This window comes from Micromonospora sp. NPDC048999, from assembly GCF_040649295.1.
In the GTDB taxonomy this organism is placed as follows: Bacteria; Actinomycetota; Actinomycetes; order Mycobacteriales; family Micromonosporaceae; genus Micromonospora.
The window spans coordinates 1-20,019 of record NZ_JBEZFI010000039.1; the positions used below are offsets into that span (position 1 = coordinate 1).

Here is a 20,019-nt window from a genome sequence, read left to right on the forward strand (position 1 = left end):
TGACGGGCCGCACGCGCCGCCGCCTGGGCGCGCGCCGGCCGCTGCCGCTGTCGCTCTGCGGCCGTCACGCCTGATGCCCGGCGGCTGGCGCGGAGGAGCGGGGAGCCCGGGGCCGCCGCAGGCGGGATAGCGGGGAGAGTGGTGGAGGTTTGTCGCCGGCTGCCGGCCGCGCTGCGCCTGAGCAGCGCGGCGCAGTGAGGGGGCGCGCCGGGTCCGCGCGGCAAGCCCCGAGCATGGGGGCGGTGGCCGCGTGAAGGCATGCCGGTCGTCCAGGAGCCGGCTCCGCAGCCCCTCGGGGTCAGGTCAACCGCTCACCTGGGAGGGGGAGGGGTGGCCGCCCCTGGCCAGCTCCGACCCCGGGAGCCGGGTCGGTGCCGGCGCGAGGTTGGGTCAACTGCGCCACTGTGGCGGTGTCCGCCGGGGGCGGGGTCCGTGACACGAGAGCCGACTCGGGCTGTTCCGGCAGCGCCCGTAGGTGCGTCAAGGCCCGCTTGACGTGGCGGACCCGGCAGCGACCCGCTTTCCAGAAGGGGCCGACGGCACGCGGGATGGCAGGAGGCACTACTCGCGAAGCGGCGGTGTAACCCTCCCTTGACGGAGGTCAGCAGGTGGCGGCGATAATCCGAGGGTGGAGATCATCCCTGGGGTCGGCGTGGAAGCAGTGAAGATCGGTGACCCCCGAGATGAAGTAGAGCGCAGGCTTGGGCCTCCGGCCCGCCCCGGCAGCCACCCCAAGGCCGTCTATGACTCAGTAGACCCGATGCTCGTGGTCACATACGACGACAACGTCGTTGAACTCGTCGAAGCCAGCTATGGCGTGAACGACCAGGTCTTCTTCGACGGAGTGCAGTTGACCTACAGGTTCATGGACGAGGTGATGGCCGACCTGACCGCAAAAGGGCACCTCGCTACCCCGTCCGACATCGGGTATGACTTTCAGGCCGGATTCGCGATCTTCTCAATGGCATCGCTGTCAGCCCGGGATTTGGACCCGGACGCGCCCGAGAAGGACTGGCGTCACATCGTCGAGGGTGTGTCCATCGCGCCCTACTCCTACTTCACAGACGACCCGCCGCCGTTGAACGGGACCGCCGAGGAACTTGAAGCCTGGCTGCGGCAACGAGGAGTGCTGCCGGCAGAGACGTGACGGCGCTGCACTTGGGTGACCAACTGGGTGACGACGGACGTGGCCGGTGCCGGACGCCTCTGGACGGTGGCGGACCGCGTAGGCAGGTTGGGCGGGCTAACTACGCACGTCCTCGGCTATCGATCATTCGTTCACACCGAACGAGTCCGGAGCCCCTAACAGCGGCATCTTGCCGAGTTCGGTTCTTGAATCGTCAAAGCGGCCCCGCAAAGCGGGCCGCGCCGGCCCGGCCCCGGCCTGCTGGCGACCTCCGGCCGGCATCGGCCGGGCCGGCCGGTCACGCTGACCGGCGACAAAACTTCGACCACCTCGGGGCTCCGCCCCGAAGAGCCCCGGCAAGGGGGCTCTGTAGCAGACTGCATCACCGAACAGTTGAGCTCCGCCACACAGCGAGAATGGACTTTCATGATCTACCAAATACGCCGCATGGCCGCCGGCGAGTGGCGGCAGTTGAAGTCCATCCGGCTGGAGGCACTCCAGGACTCACCGACCGCGTTCAGCATGCCACTCGCCGAGGCGACCGCCTTGAGCGACACCGTCTGGCAGCAGGAGGCGGCCCGCGAAGCCGACTCCGCCTCGTCAGCGACATTCGTCGCCACCGGCGAGGCAGGCGACTGGGCCGGGATGGCTGCCGTCGCGCCGCTTGCCGAAGTTCCCGACCACGCCCACGTCTACGCGGTCTTCGTCACCCCGGCGCACCGCGGCCCGGCTGGACCCGCCGCTGCCCTGATGGCTGCGGCGATCCGCTTCGCGCGCGACCACACCGACGCGGCGTGGCTGACCCTGGGCGTTCACGAGGACAACCCCCGGGCCCGGACGTTCTACCGCAGGCTCGGGTTCGCCGAAACCGGCAAGGCGATACCGTACGCCCTAAACCCGTCCCAGACGGTGCACATCATGGGCTACCAGGACTTCCGCAGCGCGCGGAGATGACGGAGTCCCATCACCCGCAGCGGTTCCTGCGCCCGCCGCCGACCCCGGCGGTCGAACCCGCCCCGGGTGACAGCAGCGGATGACAGCAGCGGCGCTGGACGGGACTGACCCAGCAGCGGACGATTGAACCGCTGCGAACAGCGGTTGCCAGTCACTTCTGCACTAGGCCGTGTCTCGTGGATCTCTGGCGAGATCGCGTAGCCAGATCTTCATCGTGGCGACGTCGACCGCGGCCTGGTACATGAAGTCTCGCTTGTCGTAGCCGACGTGGTCGGTGATCTCACCGTCCAGGGCCGACTCCAGAACCCGCTTGGTCAGCTGCTGCAGCAGCCCGCCCTCGCCGGTGAGCTTCAGCCCATCACCACGAGCCCGATCGACCAGCATCGCGATCAACTGCTCATCCGTGACCGCACCCACCGGCACCACGGCCGGCTCCTGCCCCGAGGTGGTCTCGGTCGTCATCTGGCGTCTCTCCCTTGATCGGTCGATCAGCCGTTAGTTGTACACACCCCCAGCGCGGACGTGACCCCTTGGTTGATGTACTTGTGCAGGAGGTTGAGGCAGCCCTCGTAGCCGAGGGCTTTGATCTCTTCGAAGAGGTGCGCGACGGGGACGGCGGGGTCCTCGGCCCGACGTGTGCGTAGGTGCTCGCGGTAGGGGTCGACGAGGCTGGCACGGTACTTGGGGACGCGGAGCATCCGCTCGGGCCGGTCGGCTCGCGCGTAGCGTTTGACGGTGTTCCCGACCGGCGTCACCCTGGTGACTACTGGCGGCGGGGCCACGCTGGACGCGGTGACGGTCAACTCGTTCACCTCCGTCTCCCTCGAGCCGCTGCTCGTGGCGTTCGGCCTGCGCACGGGCGGGCGGCTTTCCTCTCGGCTCGGCCGGGCGCCCGGGTTCGCGGTGCACGTGCTGGCGGCGGACCAGCAGGACCTGGCCGCGCAGTTCGCCCGGCGCGACCGGCCGTCCGGCCGTGCCGTGGCCCAGGTCCTGGCAGCGACCGTCACTGCCCGGGAAACGTCCTGGTGGGCGGGGCGCTGGTCACGTTCGAGTGCCGGCCGTACGCTGCCCACCCGGTGGGCGACCACTGCCTGGTCATCGGCCAGGTGGTCGCGATCCATGAGGCGGCGGACGCCTCGCGGGGACCGCTGCTGTTCCACCGCGGCACCTACGAGGCGTTGCCGGCAGCGGCCACATAGTTGCCTCTTGTTGCCGGTCGGAAGGCCTGTCGGGCGCCGGCGGGCGTTCCTAGGCTCGAACTCGTGCCGGACGCCGTAACCAACGACCATGCCCTTCACGACCACACCCTCGCCGCCCTGGTGCGGCGGCACCGCACCGCCCGGTTGCTCACCCAGGAGCAGCTCGCCGAGGCCGCCGGGCTCAGCGTCCGGTCGGTTCGCAACCTGGAGACCGGCGCCGTCCGGGCACCCCGGACCAGCTCCGTGCGCTACATCGCCGAGGCCCTGTGCCTGGACGACGGCGCGTACCGGCAGCTCATGGACGCCGCCGTCACGCAACGCACGGCACCGGCCGGACCACCGCCGCGGGCGATCACGCTGGAGCCGGGCGCCGACCTGATCCTGCTGGTCGGGCCGACCGCGCGACTCTCCATCATCGTGGCACCCGAGGCGTGAGGGCGGCCGGGATCTTATGGGCTAACGTCTGTGCGATGGGGGAATCACTCCGGGCCGAACATTCGGGCGAGAGTTTTGGACGGTGGCTTCGCCGTGCGCGGACCGATCTTGATCTGACCCAGGATGCGCTGGCGCAGCGGGCGGGCATCGCGGTTCGCACCGTCCGCGACCTCGAGGCCGAGAAGAACAGCAACCCGCGCCCGCAGACCCGCCGCCTGATCATCCGGGCCCTAGACGAGGCCGCCGGACGCCGCCGGCCCAGCACCGCCCGGCCGGCTGAGGTGCCGGTGCGACTGCCGCTTGACCCGCCCGGCTTTCGCGGCCGCGGCGCCGAGCTGCGGCACCTCGAGGACTTGAAGGACCGGGCCGCCGCGAACGGGCCAATGACCGTGGTGATCTCCGGCCCACCCGGCGTCGGCAAGACCGCGCTCGCGGTCCGCTGGGCGCACCGGTCCGCACCGTCCTTCCCGGACGGAGTGCTGCACGCCGACCTGCACGGCTTCACCCCGTCGGTGTCCCCGCGCGAGCCGGCCGAGGTAATGACCGAACTCGTCGAGGCGCTCGGCGTACCCCGGCAGCAGGTCCCGGACCGGCCCCGCGACCTGGCCTTGCTCTACCGCCGCACGCTGGCCGGCCGGCGGGTGCTGCTCGTCCTGGACAACGCCCGCGACCCCGAACAGGTCCGCGACCTGCTCCCGGCTGACCGCGGTAGCGCCGCGATCGTCACCAGCCGCCACCAGCTCGCTGGGCTGGTCGTCACCTCCGGCGCCCACCCGCTCGTGATCGAGCCGTGCGACCGCGACGACGGCCTCGACATCCTCGCCGCCCGGGTCGGCCGCGACCGAGTGCGCGCCGAACCGGCCGCCGCCGATGAGATCCTCCGGCACTGCGGCGGCCTGCCACTGGCCCTGGCCGTCGTCGCCGCCCGGGCCGCCCTGCGCCCCCAGTTCCCGCTTGCCGCCCTGGCCGGCGCCCTGCGCGACACCCGCCTCGACGCGCTGGAGACCGGCGAACCGCACAGCGACGTCCGCTCCACCATCTCCTGGTCGTACGCTGCCCTCAGCGACCACGCCCGCCGGATCTTCCGGGTCCTTGGCGTGCATCCGCTGCCCGACGTCACCCCCGCCGTCGTCGCCGGAGCCCTCGGCATCCCCACCGCCCGGGCCCGCGCCGCACTGTCCGAACTGGCCGACGCAAACCTGGTCGCCGAACGGACCCCCGGCCGTTACGCGATGCACGACCTGCTGCACGCGTACGCGTCCGAGCAGGCAGGCGACGACCCGGAGACACTCGGCCGCCTCCGCGAGTTCTACGCCACCACCGCCAACGCCTCCGCCGAGCACTTGTGCCCCACGCACCGAACCTTCCACGGTCGGCAGCACGACGGCGTACGCCCGGAGGTCTTCGCCGGCCAGGCCGAAGGGCTCGCCTGGTTCGCCAGCGAACGCGAGGTGCTGTTAGCGGTGATGGAGGACGCAGCGCGGGCCGGGGACCACGCCACCTGCCTGTCCCTCGGCTCCCCGCTCAGCACCTACTTCGACCGAATCGGGCATTGGACGGCCAGCCTGATGGTGGCCCGACACGTGCTCACAGCCTCGCGGCACACCGGCCCGCCGATCGCCCGCTTCTTTGGCCTGCGGTACGTGGCGCGGGGCCACGCGAAGGTCAGCGATTTCCGCACCGGCGAGCACTACTACCACCATGCGCTGCGGGTCGCCGACCAGCTGGACGAGCCGCAGCTGCGCGCAATGGCCCTGTTCGACCTGGCGCTGCTGCTGGAGAGCGAAGGCCGGTACGCCGAGTCGGCCGACCACTGCTCTGCGGTGCTCGCCCTCAGTGAGCGGCTGCCCACCGGCAGCAGTCAGGGGGACGTGCTCAACACCCGCGGCTGGGCCTGGATCTGCCTGGGCGACCTCGACCGCGGCATCCCCGACTGCGAGCGAGCGCTGGCCCTGCACCGGGTGACCGGCGACCGGCACGGGCAGGCGACCACATTGGACTCGCTGGGGCTGGCGCATTATCTCAGCGGCCGCCACGCCCAGGCCGCGACCGCGTACGCCGAATCTCTTGATCTGGCCCGGCTAGTCGGGGACCGGCACCTGGAGGCGCTTGTCCTCCAGCACGGCGGCGAGAACCACGAGGCCACCGGCGACCTGCAGGCCGCCCGCATGGCGTGGCGGCAGGCGCTGTCGATCATGAACGACCTGAACCCCGACCAGACCTACGACCTGCGCGCCCGGCTGATCGCCCTGGAGGCCTCGGACGGCATCAGGCGGTCCGGTCGATCTGAAGGTCGTGGAAGTCACCGGCCGACGGGTTGAGCCCCCCCGCGGCGCGTCGGCGCCGGGACCGAACGCATCGTTCTCCGTTGATAGGCCCGCCCGTGGGTTCGGCTCGCGCCGCGCGGTCACCCGCTCATTGCTGGCGTCCACTTGACTTTCGTCATCAGGACCCTGCGCCTCCCAGGTTCTCGGAGACGCTGACGTAGGCGGTGCTTCTGAACGACCGACCCATAGCTAACCGGCGGCAGTGCATGAGGTTATGGCCGGGCGTCGGCCGCCTGCGGTTCTGCAGATCGCGGCCACGGCGTGTCCCGGGGCCAGTGCTTCTACCGTCGGCGGCGTGTGAAAAAGGCTCCGGCACAAGTTCCGTGATCGAGTAGCGTTGATCACCCGGTGTCCGTTGTGGAAGTCGCCGCCGTCCTGCTACCGGTATCGGCTGATGCAGCCGTGGGTGTGCCTCGGCATCCTGCACTACGCCGAAGACGAGGCGTGGTCGACCTCGGCCCGGCGTCAGGTACCGGTGGGCCTTGCCTTCGGCGTCGAGGACTGGGTCGCCGGTGCGGCGCTGCTCGCGCTCGCTACCGCGGCGTGCCGGGATCCGGCCCTGCGGGAGGAGGTACGCCAGCTAGTCCGGGCTCGGCTGGACGCGGCTGTTGGCACTAGCCTGCTAACCAACACTCCGCGTTATCGGGGGAAACCTCTGACGGCCTGACGGCCGCCGCGATCGCCCGTACGGACCATCTGGCCTGGCCCGCCGCGACTCAGCGCGGACCATCTGGCCTGGCCCGCCGCGACTCAGCGCGGACCCAGATCAGCGCTCGGGCAGCGATCGACGGTCGAGCTTCCCATGTGGCCCGGCCGGCCACTGCCGGACCGTCATGATGCGAACGGGAACCATCGCGACCGGCAGCCGCTCGCGCAGGTACGCCCGCAGCTGCCGGCCTAGCACCGGACCGGCCGCCCCCGCCTCCCCGCGCGGTCGTACCCAGCCCAGCAACTCGGCGCTCCCGCCGGAGCGGCGGAGGTCCACCACTGCCGACTCGACGCACGGATGCCCGGCCAGGACTGCCTCGATCTCGCCGGGCTCGATCCGGACGCCGTAGAGCTTCACTTGGCGGTCCAGCCGGCCGAGAAACTGCATGCGACCGTCTGCCCATACCCGTACGGCGTCACCGGTGCGATACCGCCGCGCGCCCGGCGCACCGAACGGGTCGGGGACGAACCGCTCGGCGGTCAGGCCGGGACGGTTGCGGTAACCGCGGCCCACAGGCATGCCACCGAGGATCAGCTCGCCGCGGGTGCCCGGCGGCACCGGCTCGCCGGCCGGGCCGGTCACCTGGACGGTGGCGCCGTCGATCGGAAGGCCCAGGGGTACCCAGGGCTGATCGTCCGGCCGGCAGCGGTGCCACATCACGTCGATCGCCGCCTCGGCCGGGCCGTACAGGTTGAACACCGCGGCGTCGGGCAGCACCCGGGCACACACCGACAGCAGCGCGCTGGGCAGCTCCTCGCCACTGCACACGATCCGGCGCAGGGCGGAAGGCGGCACGGCGCCACCATCCACAGCGGCCAAGAAGGCGGCGAGCAGGGTGGGTACGAAATGGACGGTCGACACAGCCGCCGTGTCGATGAGCTCTGCGAGGTAGACCGGGTCGAGGTGGCCGCTCGGGCGGGCCACCACGCAACGGGCGCCCACCAGCAGTGGCCAGAACAGCTCCCACAGCGACACGTCGAAGCTCACCGGCGTCTTGTGCAGCACACCCTCGCCCGGGGTCAGGCCGAACGTTCGCTGCATCCAGTGCAGCCGGTTCGCCATGGCCTCGTGCTCGTTCATTGCGGCCTTGGGCCGGCCGGTGGAGCCGGACGTGTGGATGACGTACGCCAGGTTGCGGGGATGCACCGGCACGCCGGGACGCGTCGGCTCGTGGGTTTCGAGGATCTCGGCGTCTCTGCGCAGGCACACCAGGTCCGCGGGGTGGGCGGCTAGCGTCGCCATCAGCTCCGCCGGGACCGCCACGCTGTTGGTCACCACGGCGGACACGGGTCCGTCGGCCAGCATGAGGGCCGCGCGCGCCGGAGGTTGCTCGGGATCGAGAGGCAGAAAGGCGCTGCCGGCCTTCAGCACGCCCAACACCGCAACCACGAGATCCACGCTACGGGGCAGCGCCACGGCAACCACGCGGTCCGGACCGGCACCGTACGCCCGCAGCAGACGCGCCAGGCGATTGGCGCGCGCGTCCAGCTCGCCGTAGGTCAGGACCTCTGAGCCGCACTGTACCGCCGCGGCGGCGGGCGTGGCGTCGACCTGACGCTCGATGGTCTCGTGGATCGGCGTCATGGCACCGGGCGGTTCTCGCCGGTGAGCTGTCGGGTGAGCTGTGGCCGCAGGATCTTGCCCGTGGCGGTCCGTGGGATCGCGGGCAGCGGAACGATCCGCCTCGGCAGCGCGTACGGCGGGAAAGAGGCGGCGAGCGACCGCCGGATGTCGCACTGCTCACCCAGCTCGAGCACGACCGCCGCGATGACTTCGTCGCCCAGCATCGGATGGGCGACCGCCACGCAGGCTGCGTCGCGCACCGCTGGCAACGCACGCAGGACCCGCTCCATCTCCTCCAGCGACACCGCCTCGCCACCGACCTTCGCGATGTTCTTGAGCCGCCCGGTCAACACCACGAACGGGCGGGCCGCAGCGGCGTCGGGCCGCAGGTATCCGAGGTCGCCGGAGTGGAACCAGCCGCCGCGGAAGGCCGTCGCGGTCGCCTCGGCGTTTCCGGCATAGCCCGTCATCACGTTGTGTCCACGGATGCAGACCTCGCCGACCTCACCCGGTTCGGCCGGCACCGTGTCCTCCCTCAGGACCGTGACCTCGTTGCCGTCCAGAGCGACGCCGATCGACGGGATGTCGGCGTCGAGCAGCAGCCGGCGGTAGGCGTCGTCGTCCAGGACGGCCGGCATGGTGGTCGCGAAGTTGGTCGTTTCGGTCAGGCCGAAGCCCTGCCGGACCTGTGCGCCAAACGCACGGCTGACGGCCTGCACGGTGGAGCGGGGCAACGGTGCGGCGGCGGAGACGAAATAGTCGAACCCGGCGGGCATGACCGGCTCGCGCCACGTGCGCACCAGCGTTTCGAGGAGGCTCGGCGCGACGCTGGCCAGTCGCGGTCGCGCTTCCGCCAGCAGCTTCGGGTAGCCGAACGGGTCGAAGCGCTGGGCCAGCACCGCGTGTGCGCCGGCCACCAGGGTCGCGAGCAGCGTGAAGTGGACACCGTTGACGTGGTGCAGCGGAAGGCAGCCCAGCAGGCGGTCGCCGGGCCGCAGCCGGTGGTGCCTCCGCGCTGCCTGCGCGTTCACCATGATGGCGGTGTGCGACTGCTCGACGATCTTCGAAACCGCGGTGGAACCGGACGTGCCGAACAGCATGGCGGTCGCGGCGGGGTCGATGGACGGGTCCGGCGGACCGGCCGTCGCGGACAGGACCCCGGGATCCGGGATCGGCACCGACCCGGGCAGCGGGTCCGGCGCCGTGGTCGGCGACCGCAGGACCAGCTCGGCATCCTGATGTGCCACTACCGCGCGCAGCCGGTCGGACGGATCGTTCGGGTTCAGGAACAGCAGCGTCGCGCCGGCACGTAGGCCGGCGAAGATGGCGAGCACCGACGGCAGGTCGTTGGCCGGCAGGAGGCCCAGCACGGTGCCGGGACCCACGCCGTGATCCTCGCGCAGCCAGGTGGCGAGCCGGGCGCTGTGGTCGTGGACCTGCCGGAACGACGCGGTGACCGAACCGGTACCGTCGGCCGACGACACCGTCAGGCACGGCCGGTCGTCCGACGCCCGTGCCCGCAGGACGTCCACGACGGTGCCCGACGACGCGAGCGCCGTCCGCCACGACACCCCGCGGTAGCTGTGCGCCAGCTCGAAATCCTCGTCAGCCGCCAAGGCGAACCGTCACGGTCTTCGGCCGCTGGTACTCGGCGAGGGCCAGAACGCTCAGGTCGGTCCCGGTGCCGGAGGCCCGGCGGCCGCCGTGTGGCAACTCCGCGGTCTGCACGAGGTGACAGTTGACCCACGCCTCCCCCGCGTCCAGGTCCCGCACCATCGCCAGTGCGGTTGGCAGGTCCGCGGTCCAGACGCTCGCGGCGAGCGCCTGCGGCGCGTTGTTGGCCATTCGCATCGCCTCATCGACGCTGTCTGCGGCCTGGACGGTGACCACCGGTCCGAACACCTCCTGCAGCACCGCCGGATCGTCGGGAGGGAGGTCGGCCAGCAGACACGCGGGGCGCCAGAACCCGTTCGTCTCACCGGTTCGGAGCACGGTCTCGCCTTGACGGCGCAGCTTCGCCGACGACCCCTCGACCAGATCGTCGTAGCGGTCGACCTGGCGGCTGTTGTTCAGCGGACCGAAATCCACGCCCGCGCGGCGGCCGGTCAGGGCGGCCCCCAACCGGTCCACGACCGTCTCGTAGGCCGATCCGACCGCCAGCACCCGGGCCGGGGCGGCGCAGCTCTGCCCGGCGTTCATGACGACTGCGGAGGCGATCTTGTCCCAGGTGTCCGGCGGCGCATCGGGCAGGACGATGACCGGGCTGTTGCCGCCGAGTTCCAGGCTGACCCGCCGGTGCCCGGCACCGGCGGCGACGTTCGCACCGGCCCGGGCGCTACCAGTGAAGGCGACGGCGTCGACGGTCGAGCGCACGAGCAACCGCCCGGTCTCGGCGCCACCGGTCAGGGTGACCAGCACGTCGGGGCCGAGGGTTTCGGCCGCGTGGCGGTCGAGCAGCAGGGCGCTGTCAGGCGTGGTCTCGGCCGGCTTCAGCACGACCGCGTTGCCGGCCGCCAGCGCCGGCGCACAGCGCCAGCCCGCCATCAGCACGGGATAGTTCCACGGCACGACCGCCGCGACCACGCCGAGCGGTTCCCACCGGATCCAGCTCTCGTGGCCGCTGATGCGGTGGCCGCCGGCCGGCGTCATCTCGGCGCGCGCGGCACCCGCGTAGAAGCGGAACAGGTCGGCGCACGCCATCACCTCGGCCGACGCCTCCGCCTCCGGCTTGCCCGTGCCAGCCCGCTCGGCACGCACGTAGTCGGCGACGCACGCCTCGATCCGAGCGGCGAGCTCACCGAGGCGCCGACCCCGGTCCTGCGGGGTGGCGGCGGCCCACCCAGCCGCGGCGCGGCGCGCCCGGGCGACGGCCGTGGCAACGCCCGGTTCGTCCGCGGCGGCGCAGGACCCGCGAACGGCTCCGGTCCGCGGATCGAGGAGCGGCAGATCGCCCCCGGCGCTCATCGCAGACCGGCGCAGGACGGGCACGGACAGTGTGGACAGTCGCGGTCGTGCAGCCGTTGCGGCAGTTCGGCGAAGACGCCGCAGAGCAGGCAGTGCAGGTCGCCCTCCGGGGAGATAACCTCCTCGTAGCCGACGAGCACCATCCGGTCGGACGCGTCGATGCGCTTGTGTGGCGCGCCCACCGCGAGGATCACGTGGTCGGTGATAGCCCCCACCCCGTGCGGCACCGCACCCTCGATGAGGTACGCCTGCCCGGCGACCGTCCGGCGCACCTCGCCGGCGTGGGTGATGGTGCCCTCCCCGGCGACGACCACCAGGATGTGGTGTCCGGGGTGGGTGTGCGGCGCGAACCGCGCGCCCGCTGGCAACCGGATCAGGTCGGCGCCCACCGCACCGTTGCTGACCAGGGCTGTCCCGGTCGACGCGGCCGCCCCAGCCATGCGCACAGCACGCTCCTCGTGGCTGACGTGCAGCGTCGTGGACTGGACATCGATCCGACTGGACGCCCACGTTGCCAACAACAGCTCCGAGCGCGCCAGCTCTTCTTCGATCCGCACGGGCTCTCCTTCTCGGCGTGGCGGCCGGTGACCTTCTCATCGCAGACACTCCGGCGACCGCCGCGCTGCGGCCAGTCGGTGGATGTCCTGACAGCTGATCGCGAGGGTGGCGCGGTACGCCGCGAGGGCTTCCACCGACTGGATCGTGCGGTCGGACGGCGGCGACGATCGGCGCAGGCCCGCGCGGGGTGGGCGCGGCGTACCGACCGGTGTGACAGGGAGCGTCCATGACAGGCAGCGAGACGATCGGCGGGCCCACGGACTCGGCGGCGCTGCATCGTGCCCTCGACAGCCTCTCGCCCCAGCGCCGCGCCCTGCTGGCTCAGCGGCTCGGGTTGACCGACGTCGACGGCCCGCCGCCCGTGCCCGTCGTCGAACGGCGGCCGGGCATCGGTCGATACCCGGCGTCCCCGGGCCAGGAACGGCTGTACTACATCCACGGGCTGGCCCCGGATTCGGCCGTGTACCTGATGCCGGTCGTCCTGCGGATCACTGGACCGGTCAGCGCGGATCGGCTCCGGTCGGCCCTGGTCGCCACGGTAGACCGGCACGAGAGCCTGCGGACCGGTTTCGCGCTCGACGGCCGGCAAGGCCTGACGCAGGTGGTGCACCCGGCCGGCTCGGTCGCGCCCGAGTGGGTCACCGACGAGATCTACCCGGACGACGTCGTCGACCGCGTCGACTGGTGGCGCAGCCGGCCGTTTGACCTCGCGTCGCCGCCGTTGCTGCGCGCGGCGTTCTGGACGGTGGTCGGCACGGCCGTGCCCACCGCGGTGCTGGCTCTGTGCGTCCACCATCTCGTCGTCGACGGCTGGTCCACGAAGGTGTTGGTCGACGAGCTCGTCGAGCGCTACACCGCGGCGTCCGAGGGGCGGCCGGCCGCGGTGCCCGACCTGCGGGTGCAGTATGTCGACTTCGCGGCCTGGCAACGTCGCTGGCTCGAATCGCCCGGTCCCCAGCAGCAACTCGAGTTCTGGCGCACGACACTGGCCAGTGCACGCGGGGTCCGCGTGCCCAGTGACCGCCCACGCCGGGTGGATCAGTCGTTCGCCGGCTCGGCGGTGCGGTTGCGGGTCGAACCGTCGGTGGTCGCCGGCCTCGCCCGTTCGGCCCGCGCGGAGCAGGGAACGCTCTACATGGCCTTGGCCGCGGCGTTCGCGGTCGTGCTGCGCCGCTGGTCAGGTCAGGACGACCTGGTCATCGGGGCGCCGGTCGCTGGCCGTCCACGGCCGGAGCTCGAGTCGGTGGTGGGGCTGTTCATCAACATGATCCCGCTGCGCGTCCGGCTCGACGGTGCGTCGACGTTCGACGAGATGCTGCGCCGGGTCCGGTCGGTCTGCCTGGACGTGTATGCGCACCAGGACGTGCCCTTCGAACGCGTCGCGCGGGATGCGCTCGGCGAGCGCCGCGGCGGCCGGTCGGCGCTTGTGACGGTGATGCTCGCCTTGCACAACGTTCCGGTGGCCCAGATCCGCCTGCCGCACGTCGACATCGAGCCGGTCGACCTGCCGCGCGGCGGCGCCGACTTCGACCTGACGCTGGCGCTGGCACCGACCGCCGACTCCGGTCTGACCGGATGGCTCGTCTACTCCGCTGACCTATTCGACCCGGACACTGCGGAACGCTTCGCGGAGTCCGTTCGGGAAGTGCTCGCCGCAGTGGCGGCCGGCGTCACGGCGGTCGCGGACTTTCCGGTTATGTCCGGCGCGCAGCGGCGGCGCCTCGTCGCATGGGAACAGCAGCGCGGCGAGTCAGTGCTCGATGGGCACGGCTCGCGCCAGCCCATCGGCGTGCCCGGCTACCTGCACATCGACGGCCGGCCTGCCGGACGGCGGGCCCGCTGGTGCGCTGACGGTTCGGTGCAGCTGCTCGACGACGGCGACGACGCCGAAACTCCCGCGATCGCCGAAACCACCGAGACTGCCGGAACCGCGGCCGACGCGGCGCCGGTCGCGGCGAGGGACGATCTGGAAGAGGTGCTCACCCGCATCTGGGTCGACTGTCTGGACGTGCCCGGCGTCGGCGTGCACGACGACTTCTTCGAGCTCGGCGGGCACTCGCTGCTGGCGACCCTCGTCGTGGCACAGATCCGCGACGTGTTCCGGGTCGAGGTGCCGATGTACTTTTTCGTCGACGCGCCGACCGTCGCCGCCCTCGCCGAACTGCTTCGCGCGACGGGTCGACGCGATGGCATCGACGTCGACCGTATCGCGGGTCTGGCCCTTACCGTGTAATGACGTGATCTCAACAAGATTCCGGTAGGTATCGGTATTCGAAAATGGGTGAGGTGGAGAGCGGCGCGGACGATGTCGCCGACCTGGCGTGGGCTGGCTGTGCTGTGACGCAGGGTCCGCCAGCGGCCGACGAGGATCGCGAAGCCGTGTTCTCCGAGGCACCGCATGGATCGAAGGACGGCTTGTAGGTGGCACTGGGCGCTGCGATACACGACCTGACACCTGAACGGCACGAGCCGGATAAGCCGAGAGGCTCACGTCCGGATCTGTGGGGGATGGCGGGTGAGATTCCCGCCGTCTACCCGGCAATGATCGCCATGGGCCTCGGTCACGCCGGCTCGGGGCCGAGGAGCTGCGCGACCTGCTCGTCGGACAGCTCGGACAGCTCGGCCAGGGCCTGTGCCAGCACGCCGGCGTCGGGCTGTGCGAGCCGCAGCGCCTCCACGCGATCGGCCAGCCGCTCGATGGTGAGCCGGCCGGTGAGCATCCCGGACAGCGCCAGGTCGACGCCGAACATGTCGCGGACCCGCATGACGATCCGGGTCGCGGTCAATGAGTGCCCGCCGAGCTCGAAGAGGTCGTCGGTCACCGAAACGTCGTCGACGTCGAGCACGTCGCGCCAGATCTCCACCAACGCGCACTCCGTGGCGTTGCGCGGCGGCGTGGGCCTGTAGGCCGGCATCTGCGCCGACACCTCGAGCGTGCCGTCCACCAGCCACCGGCCGCGGTCGCCGGTGCGGAACAGTCGACGCCCCGCGGCCGCCGGGTCCGGCGTGAAGCGCTCGGCCGTTCGGCCCGGACTGTTCATATAGCCCAGGGCCATGCCGGGACCTCCGAGCCATATTTCGCCGGGTACCCCGACCTGCACCTCGTCACCGTGCGCGTCGCGAACCGTCACCCGCGCTCCGTCGACCGGCCGGCCGACGGGGACGGTCTCCTGGCTCATGCCGTCGGTCGGTGGCACCGGTCCGGCGAGCGCGATGCCCACCTCCTCTCCGCCGTACCAGGTGTGCAACTCCACAGCGGACAGCGCCGCGCGCGCCCGGTGCACCAGGGCCGACGGCAGCGGCCCCGGACCGCACACGATACGCCGCAGGGCCGGCGGGACCGATCCGTCGAGGTCGTCGAGCAGCGCCCGAAGGCCGGGCGGGTCGAGGTGGCACACGGTGACGGCGAACTCGGTGACGAGCTGACCGAGCGCGGACGTGCCCGCGTCCGTCGCCAGGACTGCGGTCGCGCCGGCTGTCAACGGCCACAGCGCGTCTGCCGCGCCACGGACGAGCCCGCGGTCGTCCGGGTCGAGCGGATGGAGCAGCCGCATCCGGCGCAGCCAGGTGTCGCGGGACTCGTGGGTGCGCAGGACCCCGGTCTCGGTGATGTCGGCGATGCCGTCGCGGTGCGACGGTGGCGCGTCCGGCCCACAGGCCTGGATCACCCGCACGCCGCCGGCCCGCGACAGGACCGCGTCCGGCGTGTCGGGCGCGTTGGGCGCCGCGACCGCACCGATCCCGTACACGGCGAGGAGACCGGCGACTCCGTCGGCACCGTCGGGCTCGATCGCGACCCGGTCCCCCTGGCCGATCCCGTTTGCGGCCAGCGAGCGGCTGAGGTGCTCCACGCGGGAGCACAGCGCCCCGTAGGTCATGCTGCCGCCGGTCCAGCACAGGGCGGTTGCGTCGGCGGATGCGCCCAGCCGCGCCCATTCCGGACCCACCGGCGCGTCGGTCACACCGGTCGCCGCGCGCACGACGTCCCGGATGCGGTCCACAATGCGCCGCGAGGTTTCGGCCTCGAACAGGTCGGCCCGGTAGAGCAGGTCGCCGGTGATCGCGCCGCCGGCCGTCGCGGCGAGCCGCAGATGCATCTCGAACTGGGCCCCGGGCGGCGGCAGCTCGAACGGCTCAGCGCGGAGCGAGCCGGCCTGCCACGGGGTCAGCGGGATGTTCTGGTAGGCGACCACGAACCGCACCAGCGGAGCCCGACCCGATTCCCGGGCGGCCGCCGCGAGCCGCAGGCTCTCCTCGAACGGGAAGCCCTGGTGCGGTGACGCGGCCAGCCAGACCGCCCGTACACCGTCCACCAGCTCCGCGAGCCCGGCGGCACCGGACAGGCGCAGCCGCAGTGGCACGACGTTCACCAGCAGGCCGAGCTGCTCGGCACCGCCGGGCCGGTGCCGCCCGGCCGCCGGCACGCCGACGACGAGGTCGTCCTGGTCGCACACCTCGGCAAGCACCCGATAGACGGCTGCGAGCACGACCATGAACGGTGTGACGCCGTGCGCGGCTGCCCACGCCCGTACTGCTGCGGATTCCCCCGTGGAAAGCTTGAACGGCACCGTTGCGCCGGACCATGCCGGCAGGCCGTCGGGCGCGCGGCCGACGGGCAGGTTCAGCGGCGGCGCGCCCGTGAGGTGCTCCTGCCAGAACGCGCGCGCCGCCGATCCCGCTTCCTGACCGTCGATCGCCGGCCCGTCGCGCGCGGGCAGCGGCGGTGCCAGGCGCCCGGCGGAGAGCTCGCGGAAGCAGTCGCCGAGGTCGTGCATGAGCAACCCCAGCGACCAACCGTCGACCAGGATGTGGTGGGCGACGATGCCCACGCACCAGTTGTCGGGCGCCGCGCGGAACAGCACCGCCCGCAGCAGCGGCCCCTGGGCCAGGTCGAAGCGTTGGCGGGCCAGGTCGACGATCCGCGTGCGGAGCTGCGTGTCGGTGGCCCCGGGAAGGTCCACGACCGGCAAGGCGAAGGGCTCCGGTGCGCGGGTCCGCCGCCACACCTGGTCGCCGTTGGTCGCCGTGAAGACGCTGCGCAGCGCGGCATGCCGGAGATGCAGTTCCTCAATGGCGCGCCGGAGCAGCTCCGGGTCCAGCGGCCCGGCCAGCCGCACGCCGCCGACGACGTGACAGGCCCCGCTCGCGCCGATCCACTGTTCGAGCAGCCACATCCACTGCTGGGCGCGCGTCGCCGGCACGCGGTCGGCGCCGGCCGGCGCATCGCCGGACCGCTCCGGTGCCGAAGGTGCCGCGGCCGCACCGACCGCCTGCTCGAGCTCCGCCACCGTCATGCCACCCAGGAGCCGGTCCAGGGCGATGTCGGCGTGAAAGGCGTCACGCAGCCGCTCGGCGAGGCGGACGGCGCGCAGCGAGTCCAGTCCCAGGGCAACCAGCGGCACGTCGGCTCGGAGGTCCGCGACCGACCCGCCGAGCTGGGTGGCCACCAGCTCAGCCAACGCGCCACGCGCGGCGCCTTCGCCGTCCGCCCGATCACCGGCCTCGGGCGCGACGGCCGGCAAGGTGCCGGCCAGCCACCGGTCCCGGCAGGCCGTGCGGCGGATCTTGCCGCTGGTGGTCCGCTCGATGCCGCCGCGGCGGACGAGGAAGACGTCATGCGGCGTGATGCCGTGCTCGCCGGCCAGCCGGGCCTTGATTGTCGCGACCACGGTGGGATGGTCGCGCCGGTCGAAGTCGCGCTCGACCTCGTGCACCACAACGAAGCCTTCCTCCGCGCCGTCTTCGACGGAGAACGCCGCTGCACCGCCCGGATGAAGCGCCGAGTGCGCGTCGGTCGCCGTCTGCTCCAGGTCGTGCGCGTGATGGTTCCGGCCCCGGATGATGATCACGTCGTTGCGGCGCCCGGTCACGAAGAACTCACCGGCGTGCCGGAACCCGAGGTCACCGGTCCGCAGGAAGGTCCGGCTGCCGTCTCCGGCCAGACGGGCACGGAAGACGCTGTCGGTTCCTCCGGGCCGACGCCAGTAGCCGGCGGCGACGCTCGGACCGCTGACCCACAGCTCACCGATCTCGCCGTCGGCGCAGGGCCGCCTGGTGCCGGGATCGACTACGATCACCACGTCGTCGCCCTGGACGTCGCCACAGCCCACCACCTCGACCGCGCCGGCCACCGGGGGCTGCGTCGCCGAGACCACGACCCGGCCTCTGGACAGCGCGTCCCGCTCCAGCCGGAGCCGCGTCGCTCCGCCGCGTGCCCCGATGACGAGCAGGGTCGCCTCGGCCAGGCCGAAGCAGGGCTGGAACGCCGACGGCCGGAACCCTGCCTCCGCGAACGCCCGGGAAAAGGCGTCGAGTGTGCCGGCCCGCACGGGTTCGGCGCCCACCAGCGCATGCTGCCACCGGCTGAGATCGAGGTGCCGGCGATCGGCTTGCGGGATCCGGCGCACGCACTCCAGATAGCCGAAGTCCGGGGCCACGGACATCGTCGCACCGGTGCGGGACATCTCTTCCAGCCATCGTCCTGGACGCCGGATGAACGTGGAGGGCGCCAGCAGGGTGCAGGAGAACCCGCTGTAGAGCGGCTGGAGGATGCCGCCGATCAGGCCCATGTCGTGGTAGGGAGGCAACCAGCTGACGGCGTGGCCGGACGGTTCGGCGTCGATGAACCGGGCGATCGCGGCCGAGGTGTGCATGAGGTTGGCGTGCGTGACCGACACGCCCTTGGGTGTGCCAGTGGAGCCCGACGTGTACTGCAGGAAGGCCAGATCCGCCGGCTGGCGAGCAGACGCCCGCCACAGCGACGCCGCGCTGTCGGGCACCTCGTCGACGTCCAGCGCAGGCCCGTCGAACGCGCCGGCCGACCGGGCGGCCGCCACGCTGTTCGAGTCGCCCAGCGCCACCACCGGGGCGGCGTCGGCCGCGATCGCTCGGATCGCGGTCACCCCGCGCCGCCCGGCCGGGACGGCCACCGGCACGGGGACCGAACCCGCGAACAGGCAGCCGAGGAAGCCGGCGACGTAGTCCAACCCGGGTGGGAACAGCAGCATCGTCCGCTCGCCGGCCGCGCCGTGCTCCTGCAGGGCCCCAGCGATCGCCCGGGCCCGGCGGTCGAGGGCGCCGTAGGTCAGGACCTGATTGGCGCGGTCACCGTCGATGAAGGCGGTCCGGTCCGGCGTGGCGGCCGCCCGTTCGCGCAGGATGTCGACGAGCGTGCGGTCGCCGGACTGCGATGCGGTGGACACAGAGACTCTCCTTCCGACACGTCGCCGGCAAGCCTCGCGCCCGGGTGCGTCGCTGCCCAGTCGGGGGTGATCCCGACTGACACCGGGGTGGGGCACCGTGACGATGGCGGATGTGAACGATGAGGCGACGTCGGACGGCCGGTACGCCGCCCTCTGCGACCACGCGTCCCGTACGGCAAGGCAGATCCTGAGTCACGGTCCTGGCGGTGGTTCGAGCGGCAGCGCGGCCTATCTGTACCGGCGCAGCGAACAGTTCGTCGCCGGGCATCGGAGTGGCGACCGGCCACGCCCCGACTGCGGGGCCGCCGATGCCCTGGACGCGGTCGCCCGGGCCTATCCGGCCATTCGCGCCGGTGACCTGACGGGTGAGGAGGTGTTCGCCCTGCACGACGGGCTGTGGGGCCGGCTCATGACGGAGTGGCCCATGGGCGACTATGCCCGGATGGCGGCGGACGCGCTGGCGTCGCTCGTCGGTGCGGGAGGCACCGTCGTTGAGCTCGGCGCCGGCGTCGGTGCCACGACGCGGCTGATCCAGCCGATCGTCCGCGCCCGGGGCGGTCGGCTGGTGGCGACCGACCTGCTCTACCGCGGTGCGCGCGCCGCCGACTTCGACCGGCCGTTGGTCGGCCAGGTGCCCGGGGCCGACGTGGTGGTGGCCACCAACGCGCTGCACTGCTCCGCCGATCCGGCCGTGGCGCTGCGTCACGTGGCCGCGCTGCTGGAGCCGGGCGGTGCACTGGTACTGGCGGAAGGCGCGCCGTTTCCCACCCCGGGGGTACCGTGGGCGCTTGACCTGCTCTTCGGAGCCTGCGGAGGCTGGTTCGACCGGGGTGGCTTCCGGACACCCGAGTTCTGGCTGGGCGCTCTGCGGGCCGCCGGCTTCGTGCGCGTCGAACGGATTCGCTGGCCGAGCGGTCGCTACTACCTCGGCGGCTGTTTCGTCGCGACGGCTCCCGGTCGGGGAAATGCCTCCGTCGGGTGA

The 20,019-nt window shown here is 72.1% G+C and carries 12 protein-coding genes and 4 pseudogenes; 9 read left to right on the top strand and 7 right to left on the bottom strand.

The annotated features are described in order from the left end of the window. Positions 1 to 628: 628 nt before the first annotated feature. Both AB0C02_RS27155 and AB0C02_RS27160 read left to right on the top strand, forming a co-directional pair. A complete protein-coding gene (locus AB0C02_RS27155) occupies positions 629 to 1,147 on the top strand; it encodes a hypothetical protein (RefSeq protein WP_357551781.1) in 519 nt (172 codons plus the stop codon). A gap of 405 nt (positions 1,148 to 1,552) precedes the next feature. Next, complete coding sequence (locus tag AB0C02_RS27160) at positions 1,553 to 2,080, top strand: GNAT family N-acetyltransferase (RefSeq protein ID WP_357551782.1); 528 nt, start codon at positions 1,553 to 1,555, stop codon at positions 2,078 to 2,080. 246 nt (positions 2,081 to 2,326) lie between these two features. Here AB0C02_RS27160 and AB0C02_RS27165 read toward each other — a convergent pair. Further along, positions 2,327 to 2,461, bottom strand: a pseudogene (locus AB0C02_RS27165) (IS256 family transposase); the annotation flags it as partial. A gap of 146 nt (positions 2,462 to 2,607) precedes the next feature. Next, a pseudogene (locus tag AB0C02_RS27170) lies at positions 2,608 to 2,820 on the bottom strand (ISL3 family transposase); the annotation flags it as partial. 52 nt (positions 2,821 to 2,872) lie between these two features. On the opposite strand from AB0C02_RS27170, the pseudogene AB0C02_RS27175 reads away from it, so the two are divergent. From AB0C02_RS27175 to AB0C02_RS27195, 5 genes and pseudogenes are all read left to right on the top strand, one after another. Next, positions 2,873 to 2,986, top strand: a pseudogene (locus AB0C02_RS27175) (flavin reductase family protein); the annotation flags it as partial. Between the two features lie 113 nt (positions 2,987 to 3,099). Further along, positions 3,100 to 3,279 (top strand): annotated as a pseudogene (locus AB0C02_RS27180) (flavin reductase); the annotation flags it as partial. 63 nt (positions 3,280 to 3,342) lie between these two features. Next, a complete protein-coding gene (locus tag AB0C02_RS27185) occupies positions 3,343 to 3,714 on the top strand; it encodes a helix-turn-helix transcriptional regulator (protein WP_357551783.1) in 372 nt (123 codons plus the stop codon). A gap of 35 nt (positions 3,715 to 3,749) precedes the next feature. Then, a complete protein-coding gene (locus tag AB0C02_RS27190; RefSeq protein WP_357551784.1) occupies positions 3,750 to 6,035 on the top strand; it encodes a tetratricopeptide repeat protein in 2,286 nt (761 codons plus the stop codon). A 343-nt stretch (positions 6,036 to 6,378) separates the two neighbouring features. Continuing rightward, positions 6,379 to 6,708, top strand: coding sequence for a hypothetical protein (locus AB0C02_RS27195; RefSeq protein ID WP_357551785.1), 330 nt, complete (start codon positions 6,379 to 6,381; stop codon positions 6,706 to 6,708). A gap of 99 nt (positions 6,709 to 6,807) precedes the next feature. Here the strand turns inward: AB0C02_RS27195 and AB0C02_RS27200 are convergent, their stop codons facing one another. The 4 genes from AB0C02_RS27200 to AB0C02_RS27215 are packed head-to-tail and all read right to left on the bottom strand — an operon-like array spanning position 6,808 to position 11,834. Beyond that, positions 6,808 to 8,334 (bottom strand): amino acid adenylation domain-containing protein, encoded by a 1,527-nt coding sequence (locus tag AB0C02_RS27200; protein WP_357551786.1) that lies wholly within the window; start codon positions 8,332 to 8,334, stop codon positions 6,808 to 6,810. Next, positions 8,331 to 9,929 (bottom strand): class I adenylate-forming enzyme family protein, encoded by a 1,599-nt coding sequence (locus AB0C02_RS27205; protein ID WP_357551787.1) that lies wholly within the window; start codon positions 9,927 to 9,929, stop codon positions 8,331 to 8,333. The genes AB0C02_RS27200 and AB0C02_RS27205 overlap by 4 nt, the downstream gene beginning before the upstream one ends. Beyond that, positions 9,919 to 11,277, bottom strand: coding sequence for an aldehyde dehydrogenase family protein (locus AB0C02_RS27210; RefSeq protein ID WP_357551788.1), 1,359 nt, complete (start codon positions 11,275 to 11,277; stop codon positions 9,919 to 9,921). The genes AB0C02_RS27205 and AB0C02_RS27210 overlap by 11 nt, the downstream gene beginning before the upstream one ends. Next, positions 11,274 to 11,834 carry a cupin domain-containing protein gene (locus AB0C02_RS27215; protein ID WP_357551789.1) on the bottom strand — a complete coding sequence of 187 codons (561 nt, stop codon included), beginning with the start codon at positions 11,832 to 11,834 and terminating at the stop codon, positions 11,274 to 11,276. Before AB0C02_RS27215 ends, AB0C02_RS27210 begins: the two co-directional genes overlap by 4 nt. Before the next feature lie 227 nt (positions 11,835 to 12,061). Between AB0C02_RS27215 and AB0C02_RS27220 the strand changes: the two genes are divergently transcribed. Beyond that, positions 12,062 to 14,068, top strand: coding sequence for a condensation domain-containing protein (locus AB0C02_RS27220; RefSeq protein ID WP_357551790.1), 2,007 nt, complete (start codon positions 12,062 to 12,064; stop codon positions 14,066 to 14,068). Positions 14,069 to 14,396: 328 nt separating this feature from the next. Here AB0C02_RS27220 and AB0C02_RS27225 read toward each other — a convergent pair whose 3' ends face one another. Further along, on the bottom strand, positions 14,397 to 19,037 hold the full coding sequence (locus AB0C02_RS27225; RefSeq protein ID WP_357551791.1) for an AMP-binding protein: 4,641 nt from the start codon (positions 19,035 to 19,037) through the stop codon (positions 14,397 to 14,399). Positions 19,038 to 19,140: 103 nt separating this feature from the next. On the opposite strand from AB0C02_RS27225, the gene AB0C02_RS27230 reads away from it, so the two are divergent. Beyond that, on the top strand, positions 19,141 to 20,019 hold the full coding sequence (locus tag AB0C02_RS27230) for a methyltransferase domain-containing protein (RefSeq protein ID WP_357551812.1): 879 nt from the start codon (positions 19,141 to 19,143) through the stop codon (positions 20,017 to 20,019).

What these genes read in the sequence shown, in the direction of transcription:
- AB0C02_RS27160 (WP_357551782.1), top strand. Translation starts at nt 1,553, where the DNA reads ATGATCTACCAAATACGCCGCATGGCCGCCGGCGAGTGGCGGCAGTTG.
- AB0C02_RS27190 (WP_357551784.1), top strand. Translation starts at nt 3,750, where the DNA reads ATGGGGGAATCACTCCGGGCCGAACATTCGGGCGAGAGTTTTGGACGG.
- AB0C02_RS27210 (WP_357551788.1), bottom strand. Translation starts at nt 11,277, where the DNA reads ATGAGCGCCGGGGGCGATCTGCCGCTCCTCGATCCGCGGACCGGAGCC.
- AB0C02_RS27220 (WP_357551790.1), top strand. Translation starts at nt 12,062, where the DNA reads ATGACAGGCAGCGAGACGATCGGCGGGCCCACGGACTCGGCGGCGCTG.
- AB0C02_RS27230 (WP_357551812.1), top strand. Translation starts at nt 19,141, where the DNA reads ATGGCGGATGTGAACGATGAGGCGACGTCGGACGGCCGGTACGCCGCC.
- AB0C02_RS27200 (WP_357551786.1), bottom strand. Translation starts at nt 8,334, where the DNA reads ATGACGCCGATCCACGAGACCATCGAGCGTCAGGTCGACGCCACGCCC.